This is a genomic window from Streptomyces sp. S6 (assembly GCF_054880855.1).
In genome coordinates this window covers 1-22,706 of sequence record NZ_JBTYMC010000092.1, presented here as the reverse complement: position 1 = coordinate 22,706, position 22,706 = coordinate 1, and the positions used below count along the sequence as shown (strand labels likewise).

Below are 22,706 nucleotides of genomic sequence, written 5' to 3'. Positions count from 1 at the left end.
TGCCCTGCGCGAGCAGCGCCCCGAACGCGACAGCCGACTTGATGGTCCCCTGGAACGCCGGGCCCGCCTCCGTCACCCCCAGATGCAGCGGGTACTCGCAGCTCTCGGCGACCCGTACGCCGAGCGCGTCCCGCAGAGCGGCCTCGTACGGCGCCAGGAAGGCGTCGATCTCGTCCAGCGGCGCCGACGGCAGCAGCGTCGCCACCTGGTCGACCCCGGCCTCGGCCAGGACGGTGACGACGGCCGGATCGTGGGGGACGCCCATGACGACGACCGGCAGGTGCCGGCCCTGCTCCCGGCCGATCTCACGGACGGCGGCGACACCCTTCAGCAGCTCCGGCAGCGGAACCGACCCGAAGTCGGGCATCCAGCCGTCGCCGATGGCGCGCACCCGGTGCGGGGCGCGCGGTCCGGCGCCGGCGACGAGGATCGGCGGACCGGGCCGCTGCGACGGCGTCGGGAGCACCACCACGTCCTCGAAGTCGACGTGCGGCGAGTGGACCGTGGTGGGCTCGCCCGACCACAGGGCCTTCACGGCCAGGACGTGTTCGGACAGCCGCGCGTTGCGGCGGGCCGGGTCCACGCCGTGCCGGCGCATCTCGTCCTCGATCCAGCCGGCGCCGACGCCGACGTCGAGGCGGCCGTCGACCAGCCGGTCCAGGCTGGCCAGCCGCTTGGCCATGGCGATCGGCTCGTGCTGGGCCAGCAGGCTGATCGCCGAGCCCACCCGCAGCCGTTCGGTCACGGAGGCCGCGGCCTGCGAGGCCACGAAGGGGTCGAAGGTCTCCCGGAACCGGCGCTCCAGCGTCGGCGCCTGACGCGCGAACGCCAGAGACTGGTGGGTGTGCTCGCAGAAGTACAGGGCGTCGTAGCCGGTGTCCTCCAGGCGGCGTGCCAGGTCGGTCACCTTGGCGGTGAGGGTGGTCTGGAAGACCGAGACGCTGATTTTCACGCGGGTACCGCTTCTTCCGTTTCGCGCGACGTCCGGGCCGTGTCCTGGTCGCGCAGGGCGGACTTCAGGGCCCGGATCAGGTTTCCGGCCCGGTGGTCGTCGTTGCCGATGTCCAGCAGGTGGTTGGGGGTGTACGAGAGGGCGATGCCGGCACCCGGCCACCCGAAGTGCGCCGAACCGCCGCCGCCGTCGTGGCCGAACATGTCGGCGTCGACGCCGGTGCGGGGGGTGCCCTTGAGGCGGAACCCGCCTCGGCCGTACGCGAAGGGGAAGCCGAGCGCCGGGTCCTCCTGCCGTACGTACAGGGTGAGCGCGTCGCGGACGGTCGCCGCGCGGGCGAGGTGGCCCGGCTCACCGTCCGGGCGGTGCAGGTCCTCGATGACGAGCGCGTACAGGCGGGAGATGTCACGGGCGGTACCGACGATGTTCGCGGCCGGTATGTACGCCGTGCGGAGCGCCTCCTCGTTCCACATCACCCGGCCCTTGGGGAACGGGACCGGGTTGGCCCAGATCGCCCGGGTCAGCGGGTCGTCACTCTCGTTGAACCGGTCGTACTGGGCGGCGAACCTGTCGTCGTGGACGACGGCGGCCACCTCGTCGGCCGGGCCGAGGCACCAGTCGATCGCCAGGCCGTGCGGCCCGGCGATCTCGCGGCGGAAGTACTCGCGCAGGGACAGTCCGGTGGTGCGGAAGGTGAGTTCCTCCACCAGCCAGCCCATCGTCCACGGCCCGTAGATCAGCCGGGGCCCGGTCACCGGCTTCTGCTCGGCGAGGGCCCGTGCCATGGCCCGGGGGTCCGAGAGGGCGGCGGGATCGACGACCTGGTCGGTGATCGCGGGAAGGCCGGCGCAGTACGTCACGGCGTCGGAGACGGTGCTTCGGTCCTTGCCGTGGACGGCGAACTCCGGCCAGTGGCGGGCGATCGGGTCGTCCAGCCGCAGCACGCCGCTGTCGCACAGCCGCAGCAGCGCGGCGGCGATGACGCCCTTCGAGCCGGAGAAGATCTGGGCGCGGGTGTCGGCCGCCCAGGGGCGCCCCGTCGCCGGATCGGCGACCCCGCCCCACAGGTCGACGACGAGCCGGCCCCGGTGGTGGACGGCGAACGCGGCGCCGACCTCGGTCTCGCGCAGGTTGGTCTCGAAGCATTCCCGTACCACTTCGAAGCCGGGCGCGACGAACCCCTCGGCGGTGCCCTCCCCGATACGGCTCTCCCTCGCGCTCATGCGGCGACCGCCTCCGGCGTGGCGGCGTGGGCGCTCAGGTGGCGGACGGCGGCGACGATCTCCTGAGCCGTCACGTCGTTCACGAAGACGTGATCGCCGATGCCCCGGGTCAGCGGGAGCCGCTGCTGCCCGTCACGGTGGCGGACGGTGTCCTCCAGGGCCCGCACGAGCAGCTCGGTGTCGGTCAGAGCGTCGTTCCACGGGTTGAGCCCGAGACCGCGCATGACGGCGAGCACCCGCTCGGCCTCGGCCGGGGTCATCAGCCCGCGTCCGAGGGAGATGGCCGTGGTCAGGGCCATGTCGACGGCGACCGCCTCACCGTGCAGCAGCTCGGCGACCGACGTCATCTCGACGGTCGGACTGAACGTGTGGCCGTAGTCGACGCAGCGTTCGAGGACGGCCTCCCACAGGTTCGGCTGGAGCTCCTCCAGCATCAGGTGGATGGACTCGTGGGTGATGTACTCGGCCATGCCGACGTGGAACGCGTCGTCGAAGAGGTCCCGGATGCCGCACCGGCTCGCGCGCTCCAGCGTGGTGAACAGCGACTCGGACTTGACCAGCGCGACCTTGAGGATCTCGGCGAGGCCGTTGCTGAGGTGCCGCTCCGGGAGGGTGGGCAGGAAACGGGTGTCGAGGAGGCTCAGCAGCGGCTGCGCGTAGGTGCCGATGCGGTTCTTGCCGGAGCGGTGGTTGACCCCGGTCTTCACGCCGACACCCGCGTCGACCAGGCCGATGAGCGTGGTGGGTATCCGTATGTAGGGCGTGCCCCGGCGGTAGATGCTGGCCGCGAAGCCGACGATGTCGCAGAGCACACCGCCGCCGACGGCGACGACGGGCTCGCGGCGGCGGTCCACGCCGAACTCGTCCATCGCCGCGAGGACGGCGTCGACGCTCTGCCAGTCCTTGGCCTGCTCGTGGGCGTCCAGGACGAGGGTGTGGGTCTCGAAGCCGTGGGTGTCGAAGTAGCGGGCGATCGTGGAGCCGTAGAGCTCGTTCACGGTGCTGTCGACGACGAGCAGCCGCCGGTCGCTGGTCTCCCCCGTGACACACCGGCGGAGGGTGTCGGCGAGGAAGCCGTCGGAGGGTTCGAGGAGGTTGTCGCGCACGATGACTTCGTACGAGACCTGTTTGACAGCGTTCACGGACCACTGGCCCCGGGGCTGTCGCGTGAGTTCGTGCTTGTACGGAGCGGCGGAGGCGATCACGGAAGAAGACACGGACTCTCCATCGATGGGGTCGGGAAAGCGAGGGGGCCGGCCCCGACCGGTCAGGTCGGGGCCGGCCGGTCAGACGGCGGTGGGGGAACCCGTGGGGGCCCCGTCCGCGGGGTCCTGGTGCGCGGCCTCGCGGCTGCCGTCCTGACCGGTGCGCCGACGGCGGACCAGAACCCAGGCCAGGGCGGCTGCCAGGGCGGCCGGCGGAAGCGCGATGAGCGGCAGGTTCTCGACCGGCCGGCCGGAGTCGAGCCAGGCCGAACCGGTCCAGCCCGCCAGCGCGATGCCGATGTTGAAGGCGGAGCTGTTGAGGGCCAGGGCGAGGTTCGGCGAGATGCCGTGGGAGTTGGCGGCCACCCAGGTGTTGAGGGCCGGGAAGGTCGCGAAGTAGGCGAGGCCGACCAGCACGGTGAGGATCACGGTCGGTACGGCGCTGCCGGAGACCAGCAGGAGGACGGTGAGCACGGCGAGGGTGGCGGTGACCGTGCCGACCATCGCCTGGAGCACGCGGCCGTCGGCCAGCCGCCCGCCGAGAGTGTTGCCGACGACGCAGCCGGCACCGTACGCGAGCATGATCCACACGATCAGACCGGAGCCGACCCCGGAACCCTGCGTCAGGAACGGCGCGACGTAGGTCACCACGGTGAGCGCGGCCATGCCGGTGAGCGCGGTGACGCAGATCCCGATGACCAGTTCCGGACGCCCGAGCCCGCGCAGTCCGGCCCGGGGCACACCGTCACCGCCTGCGGCGTCGGTGCCGGCGTCGGACGGGTCGGCCGGGAAGACGGCCAGGATCACCAGGAGGCTGACCGCGGCCAGTACGGCGACCAGCCAGAACGAGGCCTGCCAGGCGAGGTGCTGGCCGAGGAAGACGCCGATCGGCACCCCGAGGACGGTGGCGACCGAGAGGCCGAGGGTGATGTTCGCGGCGGCCGATGCCTCCTTGCCGGGCTCGGCGACGCGCATGGCCGTGGTCATGAAGACGACCATGATCGTGGTGTGCACCAGACCGGTGACGACCCGCCCCGCGACCACCATGGGGAACGAGCCGCCCACGGCGGCCAGCACCGATCCCACGAGGTAGAGCGCCAGCGCACCGGTCACCAGCCGCTTCGGCCCCACCCGGTCGAGGAAGAGCGTCACGATCGGCCCGGCCACGGTCACCGTGCCGGCGTAGGCGGTCACGAGCAGCCCGACCGAACCCTCGCTCGTGTGCAGCCCGCGGGCGATGTCGGGCAGGATGCCCGCGACCACGTTCTCACTGGTGCCGAGCGCGAAGGCACCGATCACGAACCCCAGGAACAAGAGCGTCCGGGGTGCCTCACGAGTTTTTGACTGGGTCATGAGGAAGGACGCTATGGCTTGACATCATGTGAGCCCGAAATACCTGAAGGGGTGAGTTCCGCCACACCTCTGACATGCGCAACGACTCCGGACACCGGCCGGCCCGAGCGGCTGTGCGCGAGGATGTCCCCATGCCGAACCGCCTCGCGAACGAGACCTCGCCGTATCTGTTGCAGCATGCCGACAACCCGGTGGACTGGTGGCCGTGGTCGCCCGAGGCGTTCGAGGAGGCGCGGCGGACGGACCGGCCGGTGTTGTTGAGTGTGGGGTACTCCAGTTGTCACTGGTGCCATGTCATGGCCCACGAGTCCTTCGAGGACCCCGGTACCGCCGAGTACCTCAACGAGCACTTCGTCAGCGTCAAGGTGGACCGGGAGGAGCGCCCGGATGTCGACGCCGTGTACATGGAGGCGGTGCAGGCGGCGACGGGGCAGGGCGGGTGGCCGATGACGGTGTTTCTGACACCGGATGCGGAGCCTTTCTACTTCGGGACGTATTTTCCGCCGGTGCCCCGGCACGGGTCGCCGTCGTTCCGGCAGGTGCTGGAGGGGGTGGCGCAGGCGTGGAGCGGGCGGCGGGAGGAGGTCGCGGAGGTCGCGGGGAGGATCGTCCGGGATCTCGGCGAGCGGGAGCTGACGTTCGGGGACGGCCGGCCGCCGGGGGAGGAGGAGCAGGCGGCGGCGCTGCTGGGGCTGACGCGGGAGTACGACCCGCAGCGCGGCGGGTTCGGGGGTGCGCCGAAGTTCCCGCCGTCCATGGTGATCGAGTTCCTGCTGAGGCACCACGCGCGGACCGGGTCCGAGGGCGCGTTGCAGATGGCCGCGGACACGTGCGAGCGGATGGCCCGGGGCGGGATCTACGACCAGTTGGGCGGCGGGTTCGCCCGGTACTCCGTCGACCGCGAGTGGATCGTCCCGCACTTCGAGAAGATGCTGTACGACAACGCGTTGCTGTGCCGCGTCTACGCACACCTGTGGCGCTCCACCGGCTCCGAACTGGCCCGCCGGATCGCCCTGGAGACCGCCGACTTCATGGTCCGTGAACTGCGCACCACCGAGGGCGGGTTCGCGTCCGCACTGGACGCCGACAGCGACGACGGCACCGGAAAGCACGTCGAAGGCGCTTACTACGTGTGGACGCCCGACCAGCTCGCCGACGCCCTCGGCACCCAAGACGCCGACCTCGCCGCCCAGTACTTCGGCGTCACCGAGGACGGCACCTTCGAGCACGGCGCCTCCGTCCTCCAACTCCCGCAGACCGAGGGCGTCTTCGACGCGGACCGGGTCGACGGCATCCGCCGCAGGCTCCTCACGGCACGCGCCGAGCGCCCCGCACCCGGCCGGGACGACAAGGTCGTCGCCGCCTGGAACGGGCTCGCGATCGCCGCGCTCGCCGAGACGGGCGCCTACTTCGACCGCCCCGACCTCGTCGAGGCCGCCGTCACCGCCGCCGACCTCCTGGTCCGCGTCCACCTCGACGACCGCGCCCACCTCGCCCGCACCAGCAAGGACGGCCGAGTCGGCGCCAACGCAGGGGTGTTGGAGGACTACGGCGACGTCGCCGAGGGGTTCCTCGCGCTGGCCGCCGTGACCGGCGAGGGCGTCTGGCTGGAGTTCGCCGGGCTGCTCCTCGACCATGTGCTGGCCCGCTTCACCGACCCGGAGTCCGGTGCGCTGTACGACACGGCGGCCGACGCGGAGCAGCTCATCCGGCGCCCCCAGGACCCCACGGACAACGCGACCCCCTCCGGCTGGACGGCGGCGGCGAACGCGCTGCTGTCGTACGCGGCCCACACCGGAGCCGAACCCCACCGCACGGCGGCCGAGAAGGCGCTCGGCGTGGTGCGGTCGCTCGGCCCCCGTGTGCCCCGTTTCATCGGCTGGGGACTCGCCGCGACCGAGGCGCTGCTCGACGGGCCGCGTGAAGTCGCCGTCGTGGCAAGGGAGTTGACGGATCCGGCCGGAAAGCGACTGCACCGGGAGGCACTTCTGGCCACCGCTCCGGGCGTAGTCGTGGCCTACGGTGTGACTGACAGTGACGGGTTCCCTTTGCTCGCGAATCGGGTTCTGTCGGGAAATGAACCAACCGCGTACGTCTGCCGTAACTTCACTTGTGACGTCCCGACGACGGAGTCGGAGCGGCTGCGAACCGCACTGACCGGGAGGAACGGTCGCACGAACTGATCAACGACGACCAGAATCGTGACCAGCTGTCCCGATATGGGCTTCTAAGAACAACTCAGTTCTGAAACAAGCTATTTATCGGAAGACTTCCCCCGGTTCACAGTTTCCACCTAGCCTTCAACACATGACGCGACGCCACGTCACGCGCCGTCGCGACAGGGGGCCTTGAGATCTGGGGGGATCTTTTCTTGTTCACGTCCGTCTTCATAACCGCCGTCTCGCTGGCGCTTTTCGGGATGGCGGCCTTCACCCTCTGGTGGCAGATGCACGCCTGGCGTACGCCGGAAGTGCTCGCGTCGACCAGTTTCGGCCAACCCGACGAGGGTCAACACGCCTCGTTCTCCCTGCTGTTGCCCGCCCGGCACGAGCAGGCCGTCCTCGACCACACCATCCGCCGGCTCCTGGAGTCGACCCACACCGACTTCGAGATCATCGTGATCGTCGGCCACGACGACCCCGAGACCACCGAGGTCGCCGAGCGCGCCGCCGCCCGCGACCCACGGGTGCGCGTCGTCGTCGACACCCACGAGAAGAAGAACAAGCCGAAGGCGATGAACACCGCGCTGCCGCACTGCCGCGGCGACGTCGTCGGAGTCTTCGACGCCGAGGACCAGGTCCACCCGGAACTCCTCGCCCACGTCGACCACGCCTTCCGCACCACCGGCGCCGACGTCGTCCAGGGCGGCGTCCAGCTCATCAACTTCCACTCCAGCTGGTACAGCCTGCGCAACTGCCTGGAGTATTTCTTCTGGTTCCGCTCCCGGCTCCACCTGCACGCCGAGAAGGGGTTCATCCCGCTCGGCGGGAACACCGTCTTCGTCCGCACCGAGGTCCTCAGAGGCGCGGGCGGCTGGGACTCCAACTGCCTCGCCGAGGACTGCGACCTGGGCGTGCGGCTGTCCTCCGTCGGCAAGAAGGTCGTCGTCGCCTACGACTCCGACATGGTGACCCGCGAAGAGACACCCGGCTCGCTGATGTCCCTGCTCAAGCAGCGAACTCGCTGGAACCAGGGGTTCCTTCAGGTCTACCGCAAGAAGGACTGGAAGCAACTCCCCGGTTTCGGACAGCGGTTGCTGGCCCGCTACACCCTCATGACCCCGTTCCTGCAAGCGTTCTCCGGTGTCGTCATCCCGCTCAACGCCGCCGTCGCCCTCTTCCTCGACGTCCCGGTGGGCATCGCCTTCATCACCTTCCTGCCGGCCGTCACCGCGCTCGTGACCTTCGTCTTCGAACTCGTCGGCCTCCACGACTTCGGCAAGCAGTACGGCCTGCGCGTGCGCTTCGTCCACTACGTCAAGCTCGTCGTGGGCGGCCCCTTCTACCAGGTCCTCCTCGCCGGAGCCGCGATGCGTGCCGTCTGGCGCGAGCAACGCGGCAACAACGAGTGGGAGTTGACCGAGCACACCGGAGCGCACCTGACCACCCGAGAGGACGTCCCCGCGTGACCTCCACCCTCCCCGCGGTGACCACCCCGAAGGTCCCCGTGCAGCGCACAGCCGCGCCCCGCACCGCTCCGACCCCCCGCCCACGACCCTCCCGCAGGCCCGATCTCCTGGTCTGCGCCGCCCTGTTGACCGCGATCCTCGCCGTCCAGGGCTGGAACATCGCCGCCTACCCCGCCTTCAGCGACGACGAGGGCACCTACCTCGCCCAGGCCTGGGCCGTCCAGGAGGGCAAGGGCCTCGCCCACTACACCTACTGGTACGACCACCCGCCCCTCGGCTGGTTCCAACTCGCCCTGCTCACCTGGATTCCCAAAGCCTTCAGCGCCGGCGCGATGACCGTCGGATCGATGCGCGCGGTGATGCTCGTGGTCACCACCGCCAGCGCGATCCTGCTCTACGTCCTCGGCCGACGGCTCTCCCTGCCCCGCTGGGCCGCAGGCCTCGCCATGGCCCTCTTCGGGCTCTCCCCGCTGTCCGTCGTCCTCCAGCGGGAGATCTTCCTCGACAACCTCGCCGTCATGTGGACGCTCCTCGCGTTCGCCCTGGCCGCCTCCCCGAGCCGGCACCTCTGGCACCACTTCGCGGCGGGCATCGCGGCGGCAACCGCCGTACTGACGAAGGAGACGATGCTCTTCGTCCTGCCCGCCGTGCTGCTCACGATGTGGCGGCACAGCCACCGCGACACCCGCAAGTTCGCCCTCACCGGCGCGGTCACCGCCTGCGCCCTGATCGGCGTCTCCTACCCCCTCTTCGCCCTGCTCAAGGGCGAGTTGTTCCCCGGCGGCGGCCACGTCTCCCTCTGGGACGGCATCAAGTACCAGATGACCAGGCCGGGTTCGGGGTTCATCCTCGACAACGGGTCCGGCGCGCACGGGGTGTTGCAGTCCTGGCTCTACTACGACCGGGTCCTGATCGTCGGCGGCCTCGCGGGCGCGCTGCTCCTGCTGCTCACCTGGCGCTGGTCGGTCACCGCCCGCTCCCTCGCCGGGCCCTCCCTCGCCGTCGCGATCCTCGCGGCCGTCGCGCTGCGGCCCGGCGGGTACCTCCCGGCGATGTACGTCATCCAGGCGCTGCCCTACCTCTCGCTCGTCCTCGCCGGGGCCGTCGCGTCGGTCGCGCACACCGTCGTCCACAAGGGGCGCCGCGCCGGGGAGAGCCGCTGGTTCGGCTACGGCCGGTACGCGCTCGCCGGCGTCCTCGCGCTCGCCGCCGCCGCGTACGTCGTGCCCCGCTGGTACGACGGCGACCGCACGGCCGTCACCGCCGACGCCAACGGCCCCTACCGCTCGGCCTCGAAGTGGCTCGCGGACGAGGGACACGTCGCCGACCCCGCCCGCACCCGGGTCCTCGTCGACGACGCCCTCTGGCTCGACCTCGTCCACGCCGGGTACGAGCCCGGCCTCGGCGCCATCTGGTTCTACAAGGCCGACCTCGACCCGGCCGTCACCAAGACCCTCCCGAACGGCTGGAAGGACGTCGACTACGTGGTCGCCTCCCCGACGGTCCGCCGCGACGCGCGCGACCTGCCGACCGTGAAGGACGCGCTGACGAACTCAACTCCGGTCGCCGTGTTCGGAGTCGGCGAGGACCGCATCGAGATCCGCCGCGTGGAGGGCCTGCGTTGAGCCACGAATACACCGCGCCCGTTCCGTCGCTCCGCGAGGACGACATCCCCGAACCCGGCGCCGTCACCATCGTCGTCCCCACCTACAACGAGTCCGCCAACATCCGCCAACTCCTGCGCCAGATCACGGAGTCGGTACCGAGCCGGGTGCCCTGCGAGGTCGTCTTCGTGGACGACTCCACGGACGACACTCCCGAGGTGATCCGCGACGCCGCGACGGACTGCCCGTTCCCGGTGACCGTGCTGCACCGGGAGGAACCGGTGGGCGGGCTCGGCGGGGCCGTCGTCGAGGGGATCAGGGCGGCCGGGTCCGACTGGGTCGTCGTGATGGACGGCGACTGCCAGCATCCGCCGTCCCTGGTACCGGAGTTGGTGGCCACCGGGGAGCGGTCCGGCGCCGAACTCGTCGTCGCCTCCCGGTACATCAAGGGCGGCAGCCGGGCCGGGCTCGCCGGGGGGTACCGGGTCGCCGTGTCGAAGGGGGCGACCTGGCTCACCAAGTCCCTCTTCCCGCGCCGCCTCCACCGGATCAGCGATCCGATGAGCGGGTTCTTCGCGATCCGCCGCAGCGTCGTCAGCGCCGACGTCCTCAAGCCCCTCGGGTACAAGATCCTCCTCGAACTCGCCGTCCGCAGCAGGCCGGAGCGGGTCGCCGAGGTGCCGTTCGTCTTCCAGGAGCGGTACGCGGGGGAGTCCAAGTCGACGGCAAAAGAGGGGATGCGGTTCCTACGGCACCTCCTCGGTCTGCGCGCCGCCTCCCCGATCGCCCGCATGATCGGCTTCGGCCTGATCGGTCTGAGCGGCTTCCTCCCCAACCTGGGCGCGCTGTGGGCCCTGACCGCCGCCGGCCTCCACTACCTCCCCGCCGAGATCCTCGCCAACCAGTTCGGCGTCGCCTGGAACTTCCTCCTCATCGAACACCTCCTCTTCCGCGACCGCCGAGCCCACCGCCACTGGTGGGACCGCGCCGGCCGCTTCGCCCTCCTCGCCAACGCGGACCTGGTCCTGCGCATCCCCCTGATCGCCCTGTTCGTGAGCCGGTTCGGGATGGGGGCGCTCTCCGCGACCGCCCTCGCACTGGTGACCACGTTCGTGCTGCGGTTCGTGGGGACGGAGGCGCTGGTGTACCTGCCGAGGGGGAAGAAGCGGCGGGGGGCGGCGAAGGAGACCGGGTGAGAGCGGGCCACTTGAACCGCGAGACCTCCCCCCCCACGACGCATACCCCCACAGCCGCCGGTCACGAGCCGTCCGGCGGCTGTGGTGCACGCCCGTACGAACCCGAAGGGAGCCGCATGAAACTGCCCCTCAAGTACCGTAGGAGAACTGCCCTGTTGGCGGTCAGCAGTCTGGCCGGTGGCCTGCTGCTGTCCGTTCCGCAGCCCGCGTCCGCCGCCAACCTGGTCCTCAACCCCGGGTTCGAGACGGCGGGTTCGGGGGACATGCCGTACTGCTGGGAGAAGTCGGGGTGGGGGGACAACGACTTCACGTTCACGGCGACTTCGGACGCGCACAGCGGCAGCAAGGCGATGAAGGTCGAGCTGACCCGGCGGGTCGACGGCGACCGTAAGGCGTTGATCACCGAGTCGGCCGCGTGCGCGCCCGCGGTGACGGTGGGGAAGCAGTACGACCTCTCGCTCTGGTACAAGTCGACCACCCCCGACACGTCCGTCACCCTCTTCCGGCACGACGCCACCGCCGGCTGGCAGTACTGGACGGACCTCAAGACCCTGGACGTGTCGGCGACTTGGGCGCAGGCGAGCGTCCGCACCCCCCAGGTCCCGGCCGGTACCGACCGGATCACCTGGGGTGTCTCCGTCTACGGCACCGGCTCGGTCACCACCGACGACTACACGATGGACCAGGTCCCGGACGTCACCCCGCCGTCGACCTGCACGGGGACGAACGTCCAGTGCGCGGACGGCAGTTGGAGCGTGCTGCCGACGCAGAACCCCGTCCGGTCCATGCACTCGGTCGTGCTCAACAACGGCAAGGTGCTGATGATCGCCGGCTCCGGGAACAGCGAGGAGCAGTTCGCGGCCGGCACGTTCACCTCCGCCGTGTACGACCCGGTGAACGGCACGTACAAGGTGATCCCCACCCCGAAGGACATGTTCTGCTCGGGACACGTCCAGTTGCAGGACGGCCGGGTGCTGGTGATGAGCGGGAACAAGGCGTACCCGGTGCCGGGCGGGCACGGGTACGAGGGGTTCAAGGACTCGTACGTCTTCGACCCGGTGACCGAGACGTACAGCAAGACGAACGACATGAACGACGGCCACTGGTACCCGTCGGCGACGGTCCTCGGCGACGGTGACGTCCTCTCCTTCGGCGGCCTGCGCGAGGACTCCTCCGGCTCGGTCACCGCCGAGCGCTGGTCGAACGCGGAGCAGCAGTGGCTGCCGCTGTGGAAGGTCAACCAGACCTGGTCGTACTGGGGCCTGTACCCGGCGATGGTGCTGATGCAGGACGGCCGCCTCTTCTACACGGGCAGCCACGTCTTCGGCAACAACATCCCCGGCACCGGCGCGGCGGTCTACGACTACGACGCGAACACGGTCACCCAGATCCCCGGCCTCCAGAACAAGGACCAGCGCGACCAGTCCGCCAGCGTCCTGCTGCCCCCGGCGCAGGACCAGAAGGTCCTCACCCTCGGCGGCGGCAACATCGACTCCAACCCCGACGGCAACCGCCTCACCGACGTCATCGACCTCAAGCAGGCGAACCCGGCGTACGTCGCCGGCCCGCCGATCCCCCAGGGCACCGTCGACCTCGGCGCCGGCAAGGTCCCGCAGACCGGCGCCCAGGGCAAGATGTACGTCTCCGCGGTCCTGCTGCCCGACGGCAAGGTCCTGGAGACCGGCGGCGCCCTGCACAACCGGGCGAACCCGGTGTACGAGTCGTCCCTGTACGACCCGGGGACGGGCACGTTCGACCCCGTCGCCGCCGACCCCGAGGCCCGCGGCTACCACTCCTCGGCCGTCCTCCTCCCGGACGGCCGGGTGCTGACGACCGGCGACAACCCGGGCAACGGCACCTGGAACCACAACGTGTCCGTCTACTCGCCGCCCTATCTCTTCAAGGGCCCACGTCCGGCGATCACTTCACTCATCGACAACGAGTGGCAGTACGGCGACACGCAGCGCATCACCGTCGACCGGCCCATCGCCAAGGCCGAGTTGATCCGCCCGGCCGCCGTCACCCACTCCTCCGACCCCAACCAGCGGTTCGTTGACCTGCCGCTCTCCGTGAACGGCAACAACGTCGACCTGAACGTCACCAGCAACCCCAACCTGGCGCCGCCCGGCTGGTACATGCTGTTCGCGGTCGATGCCAACGGGGTTCCCTCGGTGGCCAAGTGGGTCCACCTCACGGGACCGGCGGCCCTGGCGAAGACCCAGGCCGCGACCCAGCCCTCGGCCCATATCCACTCCTTCGCCGACAAGTTGACCGGCAAGACCACCGGCCCCGGCGCCAAGCGGCAGTCCCAGAAGGTCAGTCCGACCGTCTCCGGCTGCGACCGCCACTACGGCTCGCTCAACGTCTGCGTCCCGACGACCTTCCCGGCCACGGTCGCGAAGACCACCGCCGCCCGCTGCAAGTGGCTCAAGGACAACGAGTACGGCACCCTCAAGGTCAACGGCGACGACCCGCTGGGCCTCGACCCCAGCCGCAACAAGGTCGCCTGCGACGCGAAGGACCTGAAGCGCAAGTAGGGACGACGGACGGCCCCGCACCGGGTGCGGGGCCGTCCTGATCTCAACTCGCCCTGAACCTCAGCGCATCCGCCACAATCGCCTCCAACTGCTCATGATGCGCCCCCTTCCAGTACGCCTTCCCGCACTCCCCGCACTGCGCGAACACGTCGTACGAAGCCTGCGTCCCCTCCCGGAGCCGGTCCGCGACCTCGTCCTTGGTGGCCGGCTTGAGCACCCCGTTGCAGGAGATGCACCGCGTCCAGGGCGCCAGCTCGGGAGCGAACCGGCCGAGTACTTCGCGGAGTTGGGCGTCCGGCGCCTTGTCGTAGACGTACGCCCCCGCCCAGATCTCCCGGCGCCGCAGCAGCCCCCGGTCCCGGCTCAGCAGCACCCGCTTCTCCGCGGCGGAGAGTGTCGCCAGCGCGGGATCCCCGATGTCCGTCGACTCGTACGCCGTGTCCACCCCGAGCAGCCGGAGCCGCCGGGCGAGGGTGCCGAGATGGACGTCGAGGAGGAAGCGGAGCGGAGCGCCGGGGACCTGTTGGGGGTGGGCGTGGGGGCGGACCTCCACCTCCACCGGAGTGCCGGGGGAGGGGACGTGGGAGACGGGCACCTCACGGTCGTCCACCAGCAGCGCACCCACCTCGGTGAGGGGCACACCGGCCGATTCCACGACGTGGCCCAGCGTCGAGACGCCGTCGGCGTCGATGGTGGTGCGGCGGACGAAGAAGGAGAGGGCGGGGGCGACGCGCAGGGTGATCACGGGGTCAGGATGCGGCCGGGACGGCGTTTCACTCAAGGGGTTTGAGGCCGTGTTCCAGGACGTCGAGGGTGCGGTCGAGGAGGTCGAGGAGGTCGTCGCGGAAGTCGTTCTCGGCCCAGTGGAGGGTGACCTCGGAGAGGCCGCCGATGAGGGACATCGTGTAGACGCGGACCTCCAGGCTGTCCTGCGCGCGGCCGGTGCGCTCGGCGACCGCCTCGGCGAGGAGGCGGCTGGTGACCGACATGGACTCCACCATCCGGGAGCGCACCGCCGGGACATGGGCCGTGAGGTACGCCCGCAGTTCGGTGTTGCGGCGCTCCTCCTGCGCGAGGCCCGCCGCGATCGCGAGTCGCATGAGGTGCCGCAGGGACACCATCCACGGCTCCCCGGCGGGCCGCTTGCGCAGCTCCTCCAGCAGGATCGCGTCGTACTCGTCCGTGAGGACGATGTCCTCCTTGGTGGGGAAGTAACGGAAGACCGTGGACGGCGACACCTCGGCGCGCTCGGCGATCTGCTCGATCGTCGTCGCGTCGTAGCCCTGCTCCTCGACGAGCGCGTACATCGCGCTGCGGATCGCCGTCCTGGTCTTGATCTTCTTCCGCTCACGCAGGCCCAGCGGACGGCTGTCGGTCAGGGTGGTCGGATGGGACGGCGTCATGACGTCATTGTCGTGCATCGGCCTCGGCGGCGGCCATGTCCACGCCCCCCGCCTCCCCGTCCCGCACCCCCGGCAGGAACCCCGCGGCCAGCAGCGCCGCCACCAGCGAAGCGACCCCGCACACCAGCAGCGCGAGGTTCATCCCGTGCACGTACGCGCTGTTCGCGGACGCCGCCACCTGCACCGCCCCCGTCCGCTCCGCGACGAGATGCGCGGCGACGACGGACTCCCCGGCGGTGTGCGCGAGGCCGGACGGCAGGCCCGTCACGTCGAGGCGGTCGCGGAAGTCGCTCGCGATGAGGCTGCCGAGCAGGGCGATCCCGATCGCGGCGCCGACCTGCCGCAGCGTCATCAGCAGCCCCGACCCGCTGCCGGCCCGCTCACGCGGCAGGGCGCCCAGCGCACCGTCCATCGCCGGGACCACGGCGAACCCGAAGCCGACGCCGACGACGGACAGCCACAGCGCGGTGAACCCGTACCCGGAGTCCACGGTCGTCCGGCTGCCGAGGAGCGTCGCGAAGGCGAGGACGACGAGGCCCGCGCCGACCACCGCGCGCGGGCCGAAGCGGGCCACCACCGGCTGGGCCGCGCGGGCGGCGACGAGCAGTCCGCCCATCATCGGCAGCATCCGCAGCCCGGTGCCGAAGGCGTCGTTGCCGAGGACCGCCTGGAGGTACTGCGGCAGGACGAACATCAGCCCGGACAGCACGAACATCACCAGCGTCGCGGCCAGCGTGTTGAACAGGAAGCCGCGCTGCGCGAGGAGCGACATGTCGAGCATCGGCCGGCTCATCCCGCGCTCGCGCAGGACGAGGACGGTGACGAGGACGACGGCTGCCGCGAGCATCGCCAGGATCAGCGGGTCGCCCCAGCCGCGCACGGGGGCTTCGATGATCGCGTAGATGAGGGCGCCGAGGCCGGTCGCGGTGAGCGCGGTGGACAGCGCGTCGACCTTCGGGGAGGCGGGGTCGCTGGTCTCGGGGAGCAGGAACACGCAGGCGGCGATGCCGATCCCGGCCATGGGGACGTTCACCAGGAACACCGAGCCCCACCAGAAGTGGTTCAGCAGCCAGCCGCCGATGATCGGGCCGAGCGGCAGCCCGAGCGCGCTGGCCGCCGAGATGACGCCGATCGCCTTCGTGCGCTCGTCGGCACCGAACAGGGACGGCAGGACGGACAGGGCGAGCGGGGTGACCAGCGCACCGCCGATCCCCATGAACGCGCGGGCGGCGATCACCCAGTTCACGTCCCCCGCGAGCGCGCCGAGCAGCGACCCGGCGAGGAACAGGGCCAGGCCCACCACCAGCATCCGGCGCCGTCCGAAACGGTCGCCGAGGAGACCGGCGGGGAGCATCAGGGCGGCGAAGACGACGACGTACGCGTCCGCCATCCACTGCTGTTGGCCGGTGCTCGCGCCGAGGTCGCCCGCCATCGTCGGCAGGGCCACGTTGAGGATCGTCATGTCGAAGCCGAGCGTCAGCATGCTCGCGACCAGGGCGGCCAGGGCCCACCAGCGCCGAGGGTGCGGAGTGACAGTTTCCATAAAATGAGAGTAACTCTCAAAAGGTAGTGACCGTCAATCTGTTTCAGGCGCGAAAAAGGGCCACGGTGCGCTGCCGTGGCCCTCGGTCGGTCGTGCGAGGTGTCAGTGCTGGTACGCCACCAGCGAGATCCCCACGTAGTGGACGGCGAACGCCGCCAGCGTGAAGGAGTGGAACACCTCGTGGAAGCCGAACCAGCGGGGGGAGGGGTTCGGCTTCTTCATGCCGTAGATGACACCGCCCGCGCTGTACAGGAGCCCGCCGACGATCACTAGGACGAGGACGGCGATGCCGCCCGTCCGCATGAAGTCCGGGAGGAAGAAGACGGCCGCCCAGCCCATGGCCAGGTAACAGGGGGTGTAGAGCCAGCGGGGGGCGCCCACCCAGAAGACCCGGAAGACGATCCCGGCGGCGGCCGCCGCCCAGATGCCCCACAGCAGCCACTGCCCCTTCGACCCGGGGAGCAGCAGCATCGTCAGCGGTGTGTAGGTGCCGGCGATGATCAGGAAGATGTTGGCGTGATCCAGCCGTCGCAGGATGCCGTCCATCCTCGGGCTCCAGTTGCCCCGGTGGTACACCGCGCTCACGCCGAACAGCAGGCAGGCCGTCAGGACGTAGATCGCGCAGGCGATCCGGGCCTTCGGGGAGTCCGCGAGGGCCGTCAGGAACAGGCCCGCGATCAGGACGGTGGGGAACATGCCCAGGTGCAGCCAGCCGCGCAGTTTGGGTTTGACCGGCTCGACGAGGTGCGCGGCCTGCTGCTTGAGCTGGTGTGGCAGGGAGGGGGCGGTCATACGCGAAATCGTACCTACGGGGCCGTAAATCACGTGTCAGTACGACGAGATGAGCGGTGGGGAGTGGTCATCGTCTCACGCGGCGAGTGAACACGTGGCGATCCTCACGTTGCTCATATGTGACGCCCTCTGGACAGATGGGCTCTCTCGGCGGATGATCAAATGAGTGCGGTCGGCACCGGATGAGCGGCTACGACGTTTCCGGGTCGGCGCCCCCACGGGGCACAACACAGCAAACCCTCACTTCGTAGGAGCAATCGTGGCGCGCGACAACGCGGCTCCCCCCACCAGCCACCAGGAGCTGGTCTCCTGGGTGAACGAGATCGCCGAACTGACCCAGCCGGACCGTGTGGTCTGGTGCGACGGGTCCGAGGCCGAGTACGACCGACTTTGTGCGGAGTTGGTCGACAAGGGCACCTTCAAGCGGCTCGACCCGGTCAAGCGGCCGAACTCCTACTACGCCGCCTCCGACCCGACCGACGTCGCGCGGGTCGAGGACCGGACGTTCATCTGCTCCGAGAAGGAGGAGGACGCCGGTCCCACCAACCACTGGAAGGCCCCCGCCGAGATGCGGGCCGTCTTCACCGGCGACCAGGGCGTCTTCCGGGGCTCGATGCGCGGCCGGACCATGTACGTCGTCCCCTTCTGCATGGGCCCCCTCGGCTCGAAGCTCTCCGCCATCGGCGTCGAGATCACCGACTCCGCCTACGTCGCCGTCTCCATGCGGACGATGACCCGGATGGGCCAGGCAGTCCTGGACGAGCTGGGTTCCGACGGCCGTTTCGTGCGTGCTGTGCACACGCTCGGGGCGCCGCTGGAGCCCGGCCAGACGGACGTGCCGTGGCCCTGCAACGCCACGAAGTACATCTCCCACTTCCCCGAGTCCCGCGAGATCTGGTCCTACGGCTCCGGGTACGGCGGCAACGCGCTCCTCGGCAAGAAGTGCTACGCCCTGCGGATCGCCTCCGTCATGGCCCGCGACGAGGGCTGGCTCGCCGAGCACATGCTCATCCTCAAGCTGACGCCGCCGCGCGGAGAGGCCAAGTACGTCGCCGCCGCCTTCCCGTCCGCCTGCGGGAAGACGAACCTCGCGATGCTGGAGCCCACGGTCTCCGGGTGGACCGTCGAGACCATCGGCGACGACATCGCCTGGATGCGGTTCGGGGAGGACGGCCGCCTCTACGCCATCAACCCCGAGGCCGGCTTCTTCGGCGTCGCCCCCGGCACCGGTGAGCACACCAACGCCAACGCGATGAAGACGCTGTGGGGCAACTCCGTCTTCACCAACGTCGCACTGACGGACGACGGGGACATCTGGTGGGAGGGGATGACGGAGGAGACGCCCGCGCACCTCACCGACTGGAAGGGAAACGACTGGACGCCGGGCGCCGAGGTGCCCGCCGCGCACCCCAACGCCCGCTTCACCGTACCCGCCTCGCAGTGCCCCATCATCGCGCCCGAGTGGGAGGACCCCCGGGGCGTCCCGATCTCCGCGATCCTCTTCGGCGGGCGCCGCGCCTCCGCCGTCCCCCTGGTGACCGAGTCCTTCGACTGGAACCACGGCGTCTTCCTCGGTGCGAACGTCGCCTCCGAGAAGACCGCCGCCGCCGAGGGCAAGGTCGGTGAGCTGCGCCGCGACCCCTTCGCGATGCTGCCCTTCTGCGGCTACAACATGGGCGACTACATGGCCCACTGGATCGACGTCGCCAAGGACAAGGACCCCGCGAAGCTCCCCAAGATCTACTACGTCAACTGGTTCCGCAAGGACGACGCCGGCCGGTTCGTCTGGCCCGGCTTCGGTGAGAACTCCCGTGTCCTGAAGTGGATCGTGGAACGCCTGGACGGCACGGCGGACGGCGTCGAAACCCCCATCGGCGTCCTCCCGACCCCGTCCTCCCTCGACACGAAGGGCCTCGAACTCGCCGACTCCGACCTGGAGTTCCTCCTCACGGTCGACAAGGAGATCTGGCGCGAGGAGGCGTCCCTGGTCCCGGCCCACCTCAACACCTTCGGCGACCACACCCCGAAGGAACTCTGGGACGAGTACCGCGCGCTGGTCGACCGCCTCGCGTAACCCCCTGATCCCCGCGGCCGGTTCACCGATCAGTCCCTGACCAGACGCGTCGTCACGAACCGGCCGCGGCACAGCGGCAGGCCCTGTACAACGGCGTACGGGGCTGGGCCCACCACCGACTCCGTCAGCCCCGACGGGGTGGGGGGTGGGCCTTTGCCTGTCTCGGGGCGTGCCTTCAATCCGTTCGAGTCGACTTTCCCAAACTTGTTGCCTGGTCGGCGGACGCATCGGCATGCTGCCGGAAGTCGTGAGCGTCCGTGGCGGGCGGGCGCCGTAAGGGGGGGCCATGCCAGGGACGACGCTGTTTCGGCAGCTGCTTCAGCAACGGCACCTGACGACGCACGAGGCGTTCGCCCCCCAGTACAGGCGGGCTGCCGTCCGGCTGGCGGAACTCGACCGTGACGCCCGTCTGGCATCTCTTGAGGTTTCCCCGCGCCAGTTCGACCGCTGGTACGGCGGGGAGTTACTGACCCTGCCCCGTCCTGATGCCTGCCGCGTGTCAACATTGTTGGGGGAAGGACTGGACGCGGCCTATCCCCTGGGCGGATTCCTCACCCACCTGCTCCTGCACGGCGACCCGCGCAAGATCGTGCTCGCACACTCCAGCGTCACCGTCGACTCCGGAAACCACCGCGCCGAAGGACACCGGCCGACGAACCGACCGCCGGTTGTCGTCCACCACTTCAAATGGCGACGCGGCGTACGAGAAGACCTCGAAAGGCGCGCGGCCCGTACGGCGGACGGCAGCTGGCAGACCAAGTCCCCCGCACTGCTGTCGGAGGCCCGGCATCTGCTGAACCACCTGTCACTGCACGACGGCCGGATCGACGTCACCTCCCCTGACGTCCCCTTCCGGCCGGTCACTCTCCAGGAGACCCCGCCGTGGTGGCCGCAGGAAGCCATACGGCTGGCTGCCACCTGGCATCCCGCTAGAAGGAGTCCGGCTCGATGATCTCCTCGCCCTCTCCGTGAGGGACGTCGAACCGGGCGAAGAAGTCGTCCATTGCCGACTCGGTGACCGTCAACGCGTTCGCGTCGTCACGCCGGTTGCGCTCGTTCAGACGCCGGAGCAGTTCCTCACGCGCGACCGGGAAGTACAGCAGGCGCACGGCTCCTCCGGCATCGCGGACGAGGTGCTTCCAGTCCTCCCGCTCCTTGCGCCGCCACAACCCGTGATCGACCACGACGGAACGCCCGGCTTTCACCAACTCGACCAGTTCCCTGCGTACTTCGGCGACGACGGGTGCTTCACGGGCGAAGTACTCGTGCTCCGGGTAGTCCACGCCGTAACGACCGTGCCGTTCAAAGACCCGTTCGTCCACGGACAGCCGCACCACTCCGACCGGCTCCAACTTCCGCTGCGCGTACGTCGTTTTGCCCGACCCCGTCAGCCCGACGAGCAGGTACACGACCGGAGCGGCCTCCATCGTCACGTCCTTCTCTCCTCCACCACGCACTACTGCCGCGACCAGCCTGCCAGGTCCCGCCCCCGTGTGCGGCCCGACTCTCGGAGACGTCCCATGAACCCGCTTCGAGCACTGCGGACGTACGTCCGCCATGTCCCCGCCGGACCAGGAGTTCCCCAACTCGCCAGCCTCTTGGACGAACACCTGAAGAACCACCCCGTCACCACGGTCACCCGCACCCGCACCGGCGCCCTCTTCCACGTGATGACCAGCGACGTCATCCAGCGCTACCTCTACCTCTTCGGCGTATGGGAACCACACCTCACCTCCTTCGTCTCCCGCCGACTCCGGCCCGGAGACACCTTCGTCGACATCGGCGCGAACATCGGCTACTACACCGTGCTCGCCGCCCAACTCGTCGGCCCCACAGGGCGAGTGGTGGCCGTCGAACCTTCTCCTGACTTCCACCAGGCCCTGACCGGGAACATCCGCCTCAACGGATGCGCGAACGTCCGCACCATCAACACCGCCGTCTCCGACGCCCCCGGGCAGCTGACCTTTTACCTGGAAGACCCCACGAACCTCGGCGGCACCACCGCCGTACGACCGCGTACCGTCGCGTCCTCGTTCATCGCCGACACCGCGCCGCTCTCTCGACTCCTCACGACTGACGAAGTCGCCACCGCTCGCCTGATCAAGATCGATGTGGAAGGTGGCGAGGCCGGTGCCGTACGCGGGCTGCTGCCCGTGCTGGGCCACCTCCGGGACGACGCCGAACTGCTCGTCGAGGTGACACCGAGGCTGTTGGCCAAACAAGGCCAGACCGTCGACGAGATCCTCACCCCCTTGCGAGACCACGGGTTCCACCCCTACCGCGTCTCCAACGACTACGACGCGGCCAGCTATCCCCAGGCCCTGCGCCGTCCCGCATCGGCAACGCGCTGGCGAGAGCCGGTCACAGAGATGACCGACCTGGTGTTCTCCCGCGTCGACGTCGAGGCACTGACCGAGTGACTCCGTCGCGCCTGGTGGTCACATCTCCCGGGCCGGTCGGAACTCGTGCTGACGCCGGGGAAACCGGCTCCAGAGGGCGTCGGAGGTGATGTCCCCGGCCAGGACGGAGGCGAGGAAGCGGGTGGTGGTCATGTCGTGGCGCTCCCAGTCGGAGTCGCTGTTGATGAGGATGGGGCGGCTGTCGGGGTCGTCGCCGGGCTGGACGAGCCAGTAGAGGTACTCGCCGTTGTCGGTGGTGGCCCAGCAGATGAGGCGGTTGCCGTCGGGTTCCAGCTCGGTGGGTTTGTCGTCGTACTGCCAGAGGGAGCTGTTGGCCTCCTCCCGTTCCGCGGAGATCTTGAGCTGGTCGTAGACGTCGTCGGGACAGCCGGGTTCGAGAAGGAGGAGGTAGTTGTCGATGAGGCCTGCGCCGTAGGTGGTGATGAGTGCCCGGTAGTCCGTGGGCAGAGAGGTGCGCAGGGTGGTTTCGGCGGTGGCCCAGTCCGTGGCCGGGGCGACGAGGCGGGGGTGGGGGAGGAGTTCGGTGAGGCAGGTCAGATCGGAGGGCATCGGGAGGAGCACCCTCTCTCCGGGTGCGGTGACCCGGCGTCCAGAAAAGTGGCACCCGGTCCGCGCGTCGCTGCGGGTGCGCGCGGACCGGGGCCGTTTCGGGGGTGGACCCCGTGGGGGGAACTAGTGGGCGGCGCCGCGGAGGGCGTCGGTGTGGGCGTCCATGCGCTGGGCGGCGAGGATGGCGGAGGCGGTGTCCGCGCGGGAGGCGGCGACGACGAGGGCGC

General features: G+C 70.0%; 18 protein-coding genes. 8 read left to right on the top strand and 10 right to left on the bottom strand.

From position 1 onward, the window contains the following. From ACVNF4_RS15610 to ACVNF4_RS15595, 4 genes are all read right to left on the bottom strand, one after another. Positions 1–952, bottom strand: a 952-nt coding sequence (locus tag ACVNF4_RS15610; protein WP_461803404.1) for a flavodoxin-dependent (E)-4-hydroxy-3-methylbut-2-enyl-diphosphate synthase, incomplete at its 3' end; no start/stop codon positions are given. Beyond that, entirely contained in the window at positions 949–2,175 is a 1,227-nt protein-coding gene (locus tag ACVNF4_RS15605) for a serine hydrolase domain-containing protein (protein WP_461803403.1), read from the bottom strand. The genes ACVNF4_RS15610 and ACVNF4_RS15605, both read right to left, overlap by 4 nt. After that, positions 2,172–3,392, bottom strand: a complete 1,221-nt coding sequence (locus tag ACVNF4_RS15600; protein ID WP_461803402.1) for a sedoheptulose 7-phosphate cyclase — start codon at positions 3,390–3,392, stop codon at positions 2,172–2,174. The genes ACVNF4_RS15605 and ACVNF4_RS15600 overlap by 4 nt, the downstream gene beginning before the upstream one ends. A gap of 69 nt (positions 3,393–3,461) precedes the next feature. Beyond that, on the bottom strand, positions 3,462–4,733 hold the full coding sequence (locus ACVNF4_RS15595) for an MFS transporter (RefSeq protein WP_461803401.1): 1,272 nt from the start codon (positions 4,731–4,733) through the stop codon (positions 3,462–3,464). Between the two features lie 131 nt (positions 4,734–4,864). Between ACVNF4_RS15595 and ACVNF4_RS15590 the strand changes: the two genes are divergently transcribed. The 5 genes from ACVNF4_RS15590 (at position 4,865) to ACVNF4_RS15570 (ending at position 13,698) form a co-directional block, all read left to right on the top strand. Continuing rightward, positions 4,865–6,916: a thioredoxin domain-containing protein gene (locus ACVNF4_RS15590; RefSeq protein ID WP_461803400.1), complete on the top strand. Its 2,052-nt coding sequence runs from the start codon at positions 4,865–4,867 to the stop codon at positions 6,914–6,916. Positions 6,917–7,104: 188 nt separating this feature from the next. Continuing rightward, positions 7,105–8,361 carry a glycosyltransferase gene (locus ACVNF4_RS15585; protein ID WP_461803399.1) on the top strand — a complete coding sequence of 419 codons (1,257 nt, stop codon included), beginning with the start codon at positions 7,105–7,107 and terminating at the stop codon, positions 8,359–8,361. Beyond that, positions 8,358–9,986: an ArnT family glycosyltransferase gene (locus ACVNF4_RS15580; RefSeq protein ID WP_461803398.1), complete on the top strand. Its 1,629-nt coding sequence runs from the start codon at positions 8,358–8,360 to the stop codon at positions 9,984–9,986. The genes ACVNF4_RS15585 and ACVNF4_RS15580 overlap by 4 nt, the downstream gene beginning before the upstream one ends. After that, the gene (locus ACVNF4_RS15575; protein WP_461803397.1) at positions 9,983–11,161 is read left to right on the top strand and encodes a glycosyltransferase; all 1,179 of its coding nucleotides are present in this window, start codon (positions 9,983–9,985) and stop codon (positions 11,159–11,161) included. The genes ACVNF4_RS15580 and ACVNF4_RS15575 overlap by 4 nt, the downstream gene beginning before the upstream one ends. A 116-nt stretch (positions 11,162–11,277) precedes the next feature. After that, the gene (locus ACVNF4_RS15570) at positions 11,278–13,698 is read left to right on the top strand and encodes a galactose oxidase-like domain-containing protein (RefSeq protein WP_461803396.1); all 2,421 of its coding nucleotides are present in this window, start codon (positions 11,278–11,280) and stop codon (positions 13,696–13,698) included. A gap of 43 nt (positions 13,699–13,741) precedes the next feature. Here the strand turns inward: ACVNF4_RS15570 and ACVNF4_RS15565 are convergent, their stop codons facing one another. The 4 genes from ACVNF4_RS15565 to trhA form a co-directional block, all read right to left on the bottom strand. Continuing rightward, positions 13,742–14,443 (bottom strand): Mut7-C RNAse domain-containing protein, encoded by a 702-nt coding sequence (locus ACVNF4_RS15565; protein WP_461803395.1) that lies wholly within the window; start codon positions 14,441–14,443, stop codon positions 13,742–13,744. A gap of 28 nt (positions 14,444–14,471) precedes the next feature. Then, the gene (locus ACVNF4_RS15560) at positions 14,472–15,101 is read right to left on the bottom strand and encodes a TetR/AcrR family transcriptional regulator (RefSeq protein WP_461803394.1); all 630 of its coding nucleotides are present in this window, start codon (positions 15,099–15,101) and stop codon (positions 14,472–14,474) included. 4 nt (positions 15,102–15,105) lie between these two features. Then, a complete protein-coding gene (locus ACVNF4_RS15555; RefSeq protein WP_461803393.1) occupies positions 15,106–16,644 on the bottom strand; it encodes an MFS transporter in 1,539 nt (512 codons plus the stop codon). Positions 16,645–16,746: 102 nt separating this feature from the next. Beyond that, complete coding sequence (trhA, locus tag ACVNF4_RS15550) at positions 16,747–17,436, bottom strand: PAQR family membrane homeostasis protein TrhA (protein WP_461803392.1); 690 nt, start codon at positions 17,434–17,436, stop codon at positions 16,747–16,749. Between the two features lie 259 nt (positions 17,437–17,695). Here trhA and ACVNF4_RS15545 point away from each other — a divergent pair, with 259 nt between their 5' ends. Both ACVNF4_RS15545 and ACVNF4_RS15540 read left to right on the top strand, forming a co-directional pair. Further along, positions 17,696–19,510 (top strand): phosphoenolpyruvate carboxykinase (GTP), encoded by a 1,815-nt coding sequence (locus ACVNF4_RS15545; RefSeq protein WP_461803391.1) that lies wholly within the window; start codon positions 17,696–17,698, stop codon positions 19,508–19,510. A 286-nt stretch (positions 19,511–19,796) separates the two neighbouring features. Further along, the gene (locus ACVNF4_RS15540) at positions 19,797–20,462 is read left to right on the top strand and encodes a hypothetical protein (RefSeq protein WP_461803390.1); all 666 of its coding nucleotides are present in this window, start codon (positions 19,797–19,799) and stop codon (positions 20,460–20,462) included. On the opposite strand, the gene ACVNF4_RS15535 is transcribed toward ACVNF4_RS15540, so the two are convergent. Then, the gene (locus ACVNF4_RS15535; protein WP_461803405.1) at positions 20,440–20,937 is read right to left on the bottom strand and encodes an AAA family ATPase; all 498 of its coding nucleotides are present in this window, start codon (positions 20,935–20,937) and stop codon (positions 20,440–20,442) included. The genes ACVNF4_RS15540 and ACVNF4_RS15535 overlap by 23 nt on opposite strands. A 93-nt stretch (positions 20,938–21,030) precedes the next feature. Between ACVNF4_RS15535 and ACVNF4_RS15530 the strand changes: the two genes are divergently transcribed. Further along, complete coding sequence (locus ACVNF4_RS15530) at positions 21,031–21,930, top strand: FkbM family methyltransferase (RefSeq protein WP_461803389.1); 900 nt, start codon at positions 21,031–21,033, stop codon at positions 21,928–21,930. An 18-nt stretch (positions 21,931–21,948) separates the two neighbouring features. Here ACVNF4_RS15530 and ACVNF4_RS15525 read toward each other — a convergent pair whose 3' ends face one another. Continuing rightward, complete coding sequence (locus ACVNF4_RS15525; RefSeq protein WP_461803388.1) at positions 21,949–22,479, bottom strand: SMI1/KNR4 family protein; 531 nt, start codon at positions 22,477–22,479, stop codon at positions 21,949–21,951. Between the last annotated feature and the right edge of the window lie 227 nt (positions 22,480–22,706).

What these genes read in the sequence shown, in the direction of transcription:
- ACVNF4_RS15595 (WP_461803401.1), bottom strand. Translation starts at nt 4,733, where the DNA reads ATGACCCAGTCAAAAACTCGTGAGGCACCCCGGACGCTCTTGTTCCTG.
- ACVNF4_RS15590 (WP_461803400.1), top strand. Translation starts at nt 4,865, where the DNA reads ATGCCGAACCGCCTCGCGAACGAGACCTCGCCGTATCTGTTGCAGCAT.
- ACVNF4_RS15540 (WP_461803390.1), top strand. Translation starts at nt 19,797, where the DNA reads ATGCCAGGGACGACGCTGTTTCGGCAGCTGCTTCAGCAACGGCACCTG.
- ACVNF4_RS15560 (WP_461803394.1), bottom strand. Translation starts at nt 15,101, where the DNA reads ATGACGCCGTCCCATCCGACCACCCTGACCGACAGCCGTCCGCTGGGC.
- ACVNF4_RS15535 (WP_461803405.1), bottom strand. Translation starts at nt 20,937, where the DNA reads ATGGAGGCCGCTCCGGTCGTGTACCTGCTCGTCGGGCTGACGGGGTCG.
- ACVNF4_RS15555 (WP_461803393.1), bottom strand. Translation starts at nt 16,644, where the DNA reads ATGGAAACTGTCACTCCGCACCCTCGGCGCTGGTGGGCCCTGGCCGCC.
- ACVNF4_RS15570 (WP_461803396.1), top strand. Translation starts at nt 11,278, where the DNA reads ATGAAACTGCCCCTCAAGTACCGTAGGAGAACTGCCCTGTTGGCGGTC.
- ACVNF4_RS15530 (WP_461803389.1), top strand. Translation starts at nt 21,031, where the DNA reads ATGAACCCGCTTCGAGCACTGCGGACGTACGTCCGCCATGTCCCCGCC.
- trhA (WP_461803392.1), bottom strand. Translation starts at nt 17,436, where the DNA reads ATGACCGCCCCCTCCCTGCCACACCAGCTCAAGCAGCAGGCCGCGCAC.
- ACVNF4_RS15605 (WP_461803403.1), bottom strand. Translation starts at nt 2,175, where the DNA reads ATGAGCGCGAGGGAGAGCCGTATCGGGGAGGGCACCGCCGAGGGGTTC.
- ACVNF4_RS15525 (WP_461803388.1), bottom strand. Translation starts at nt 22,479, where the DNA reads ATGCCCTCCGATCTGACCTGCCTCACCGAACTCCTCCCCCACCCCCGC.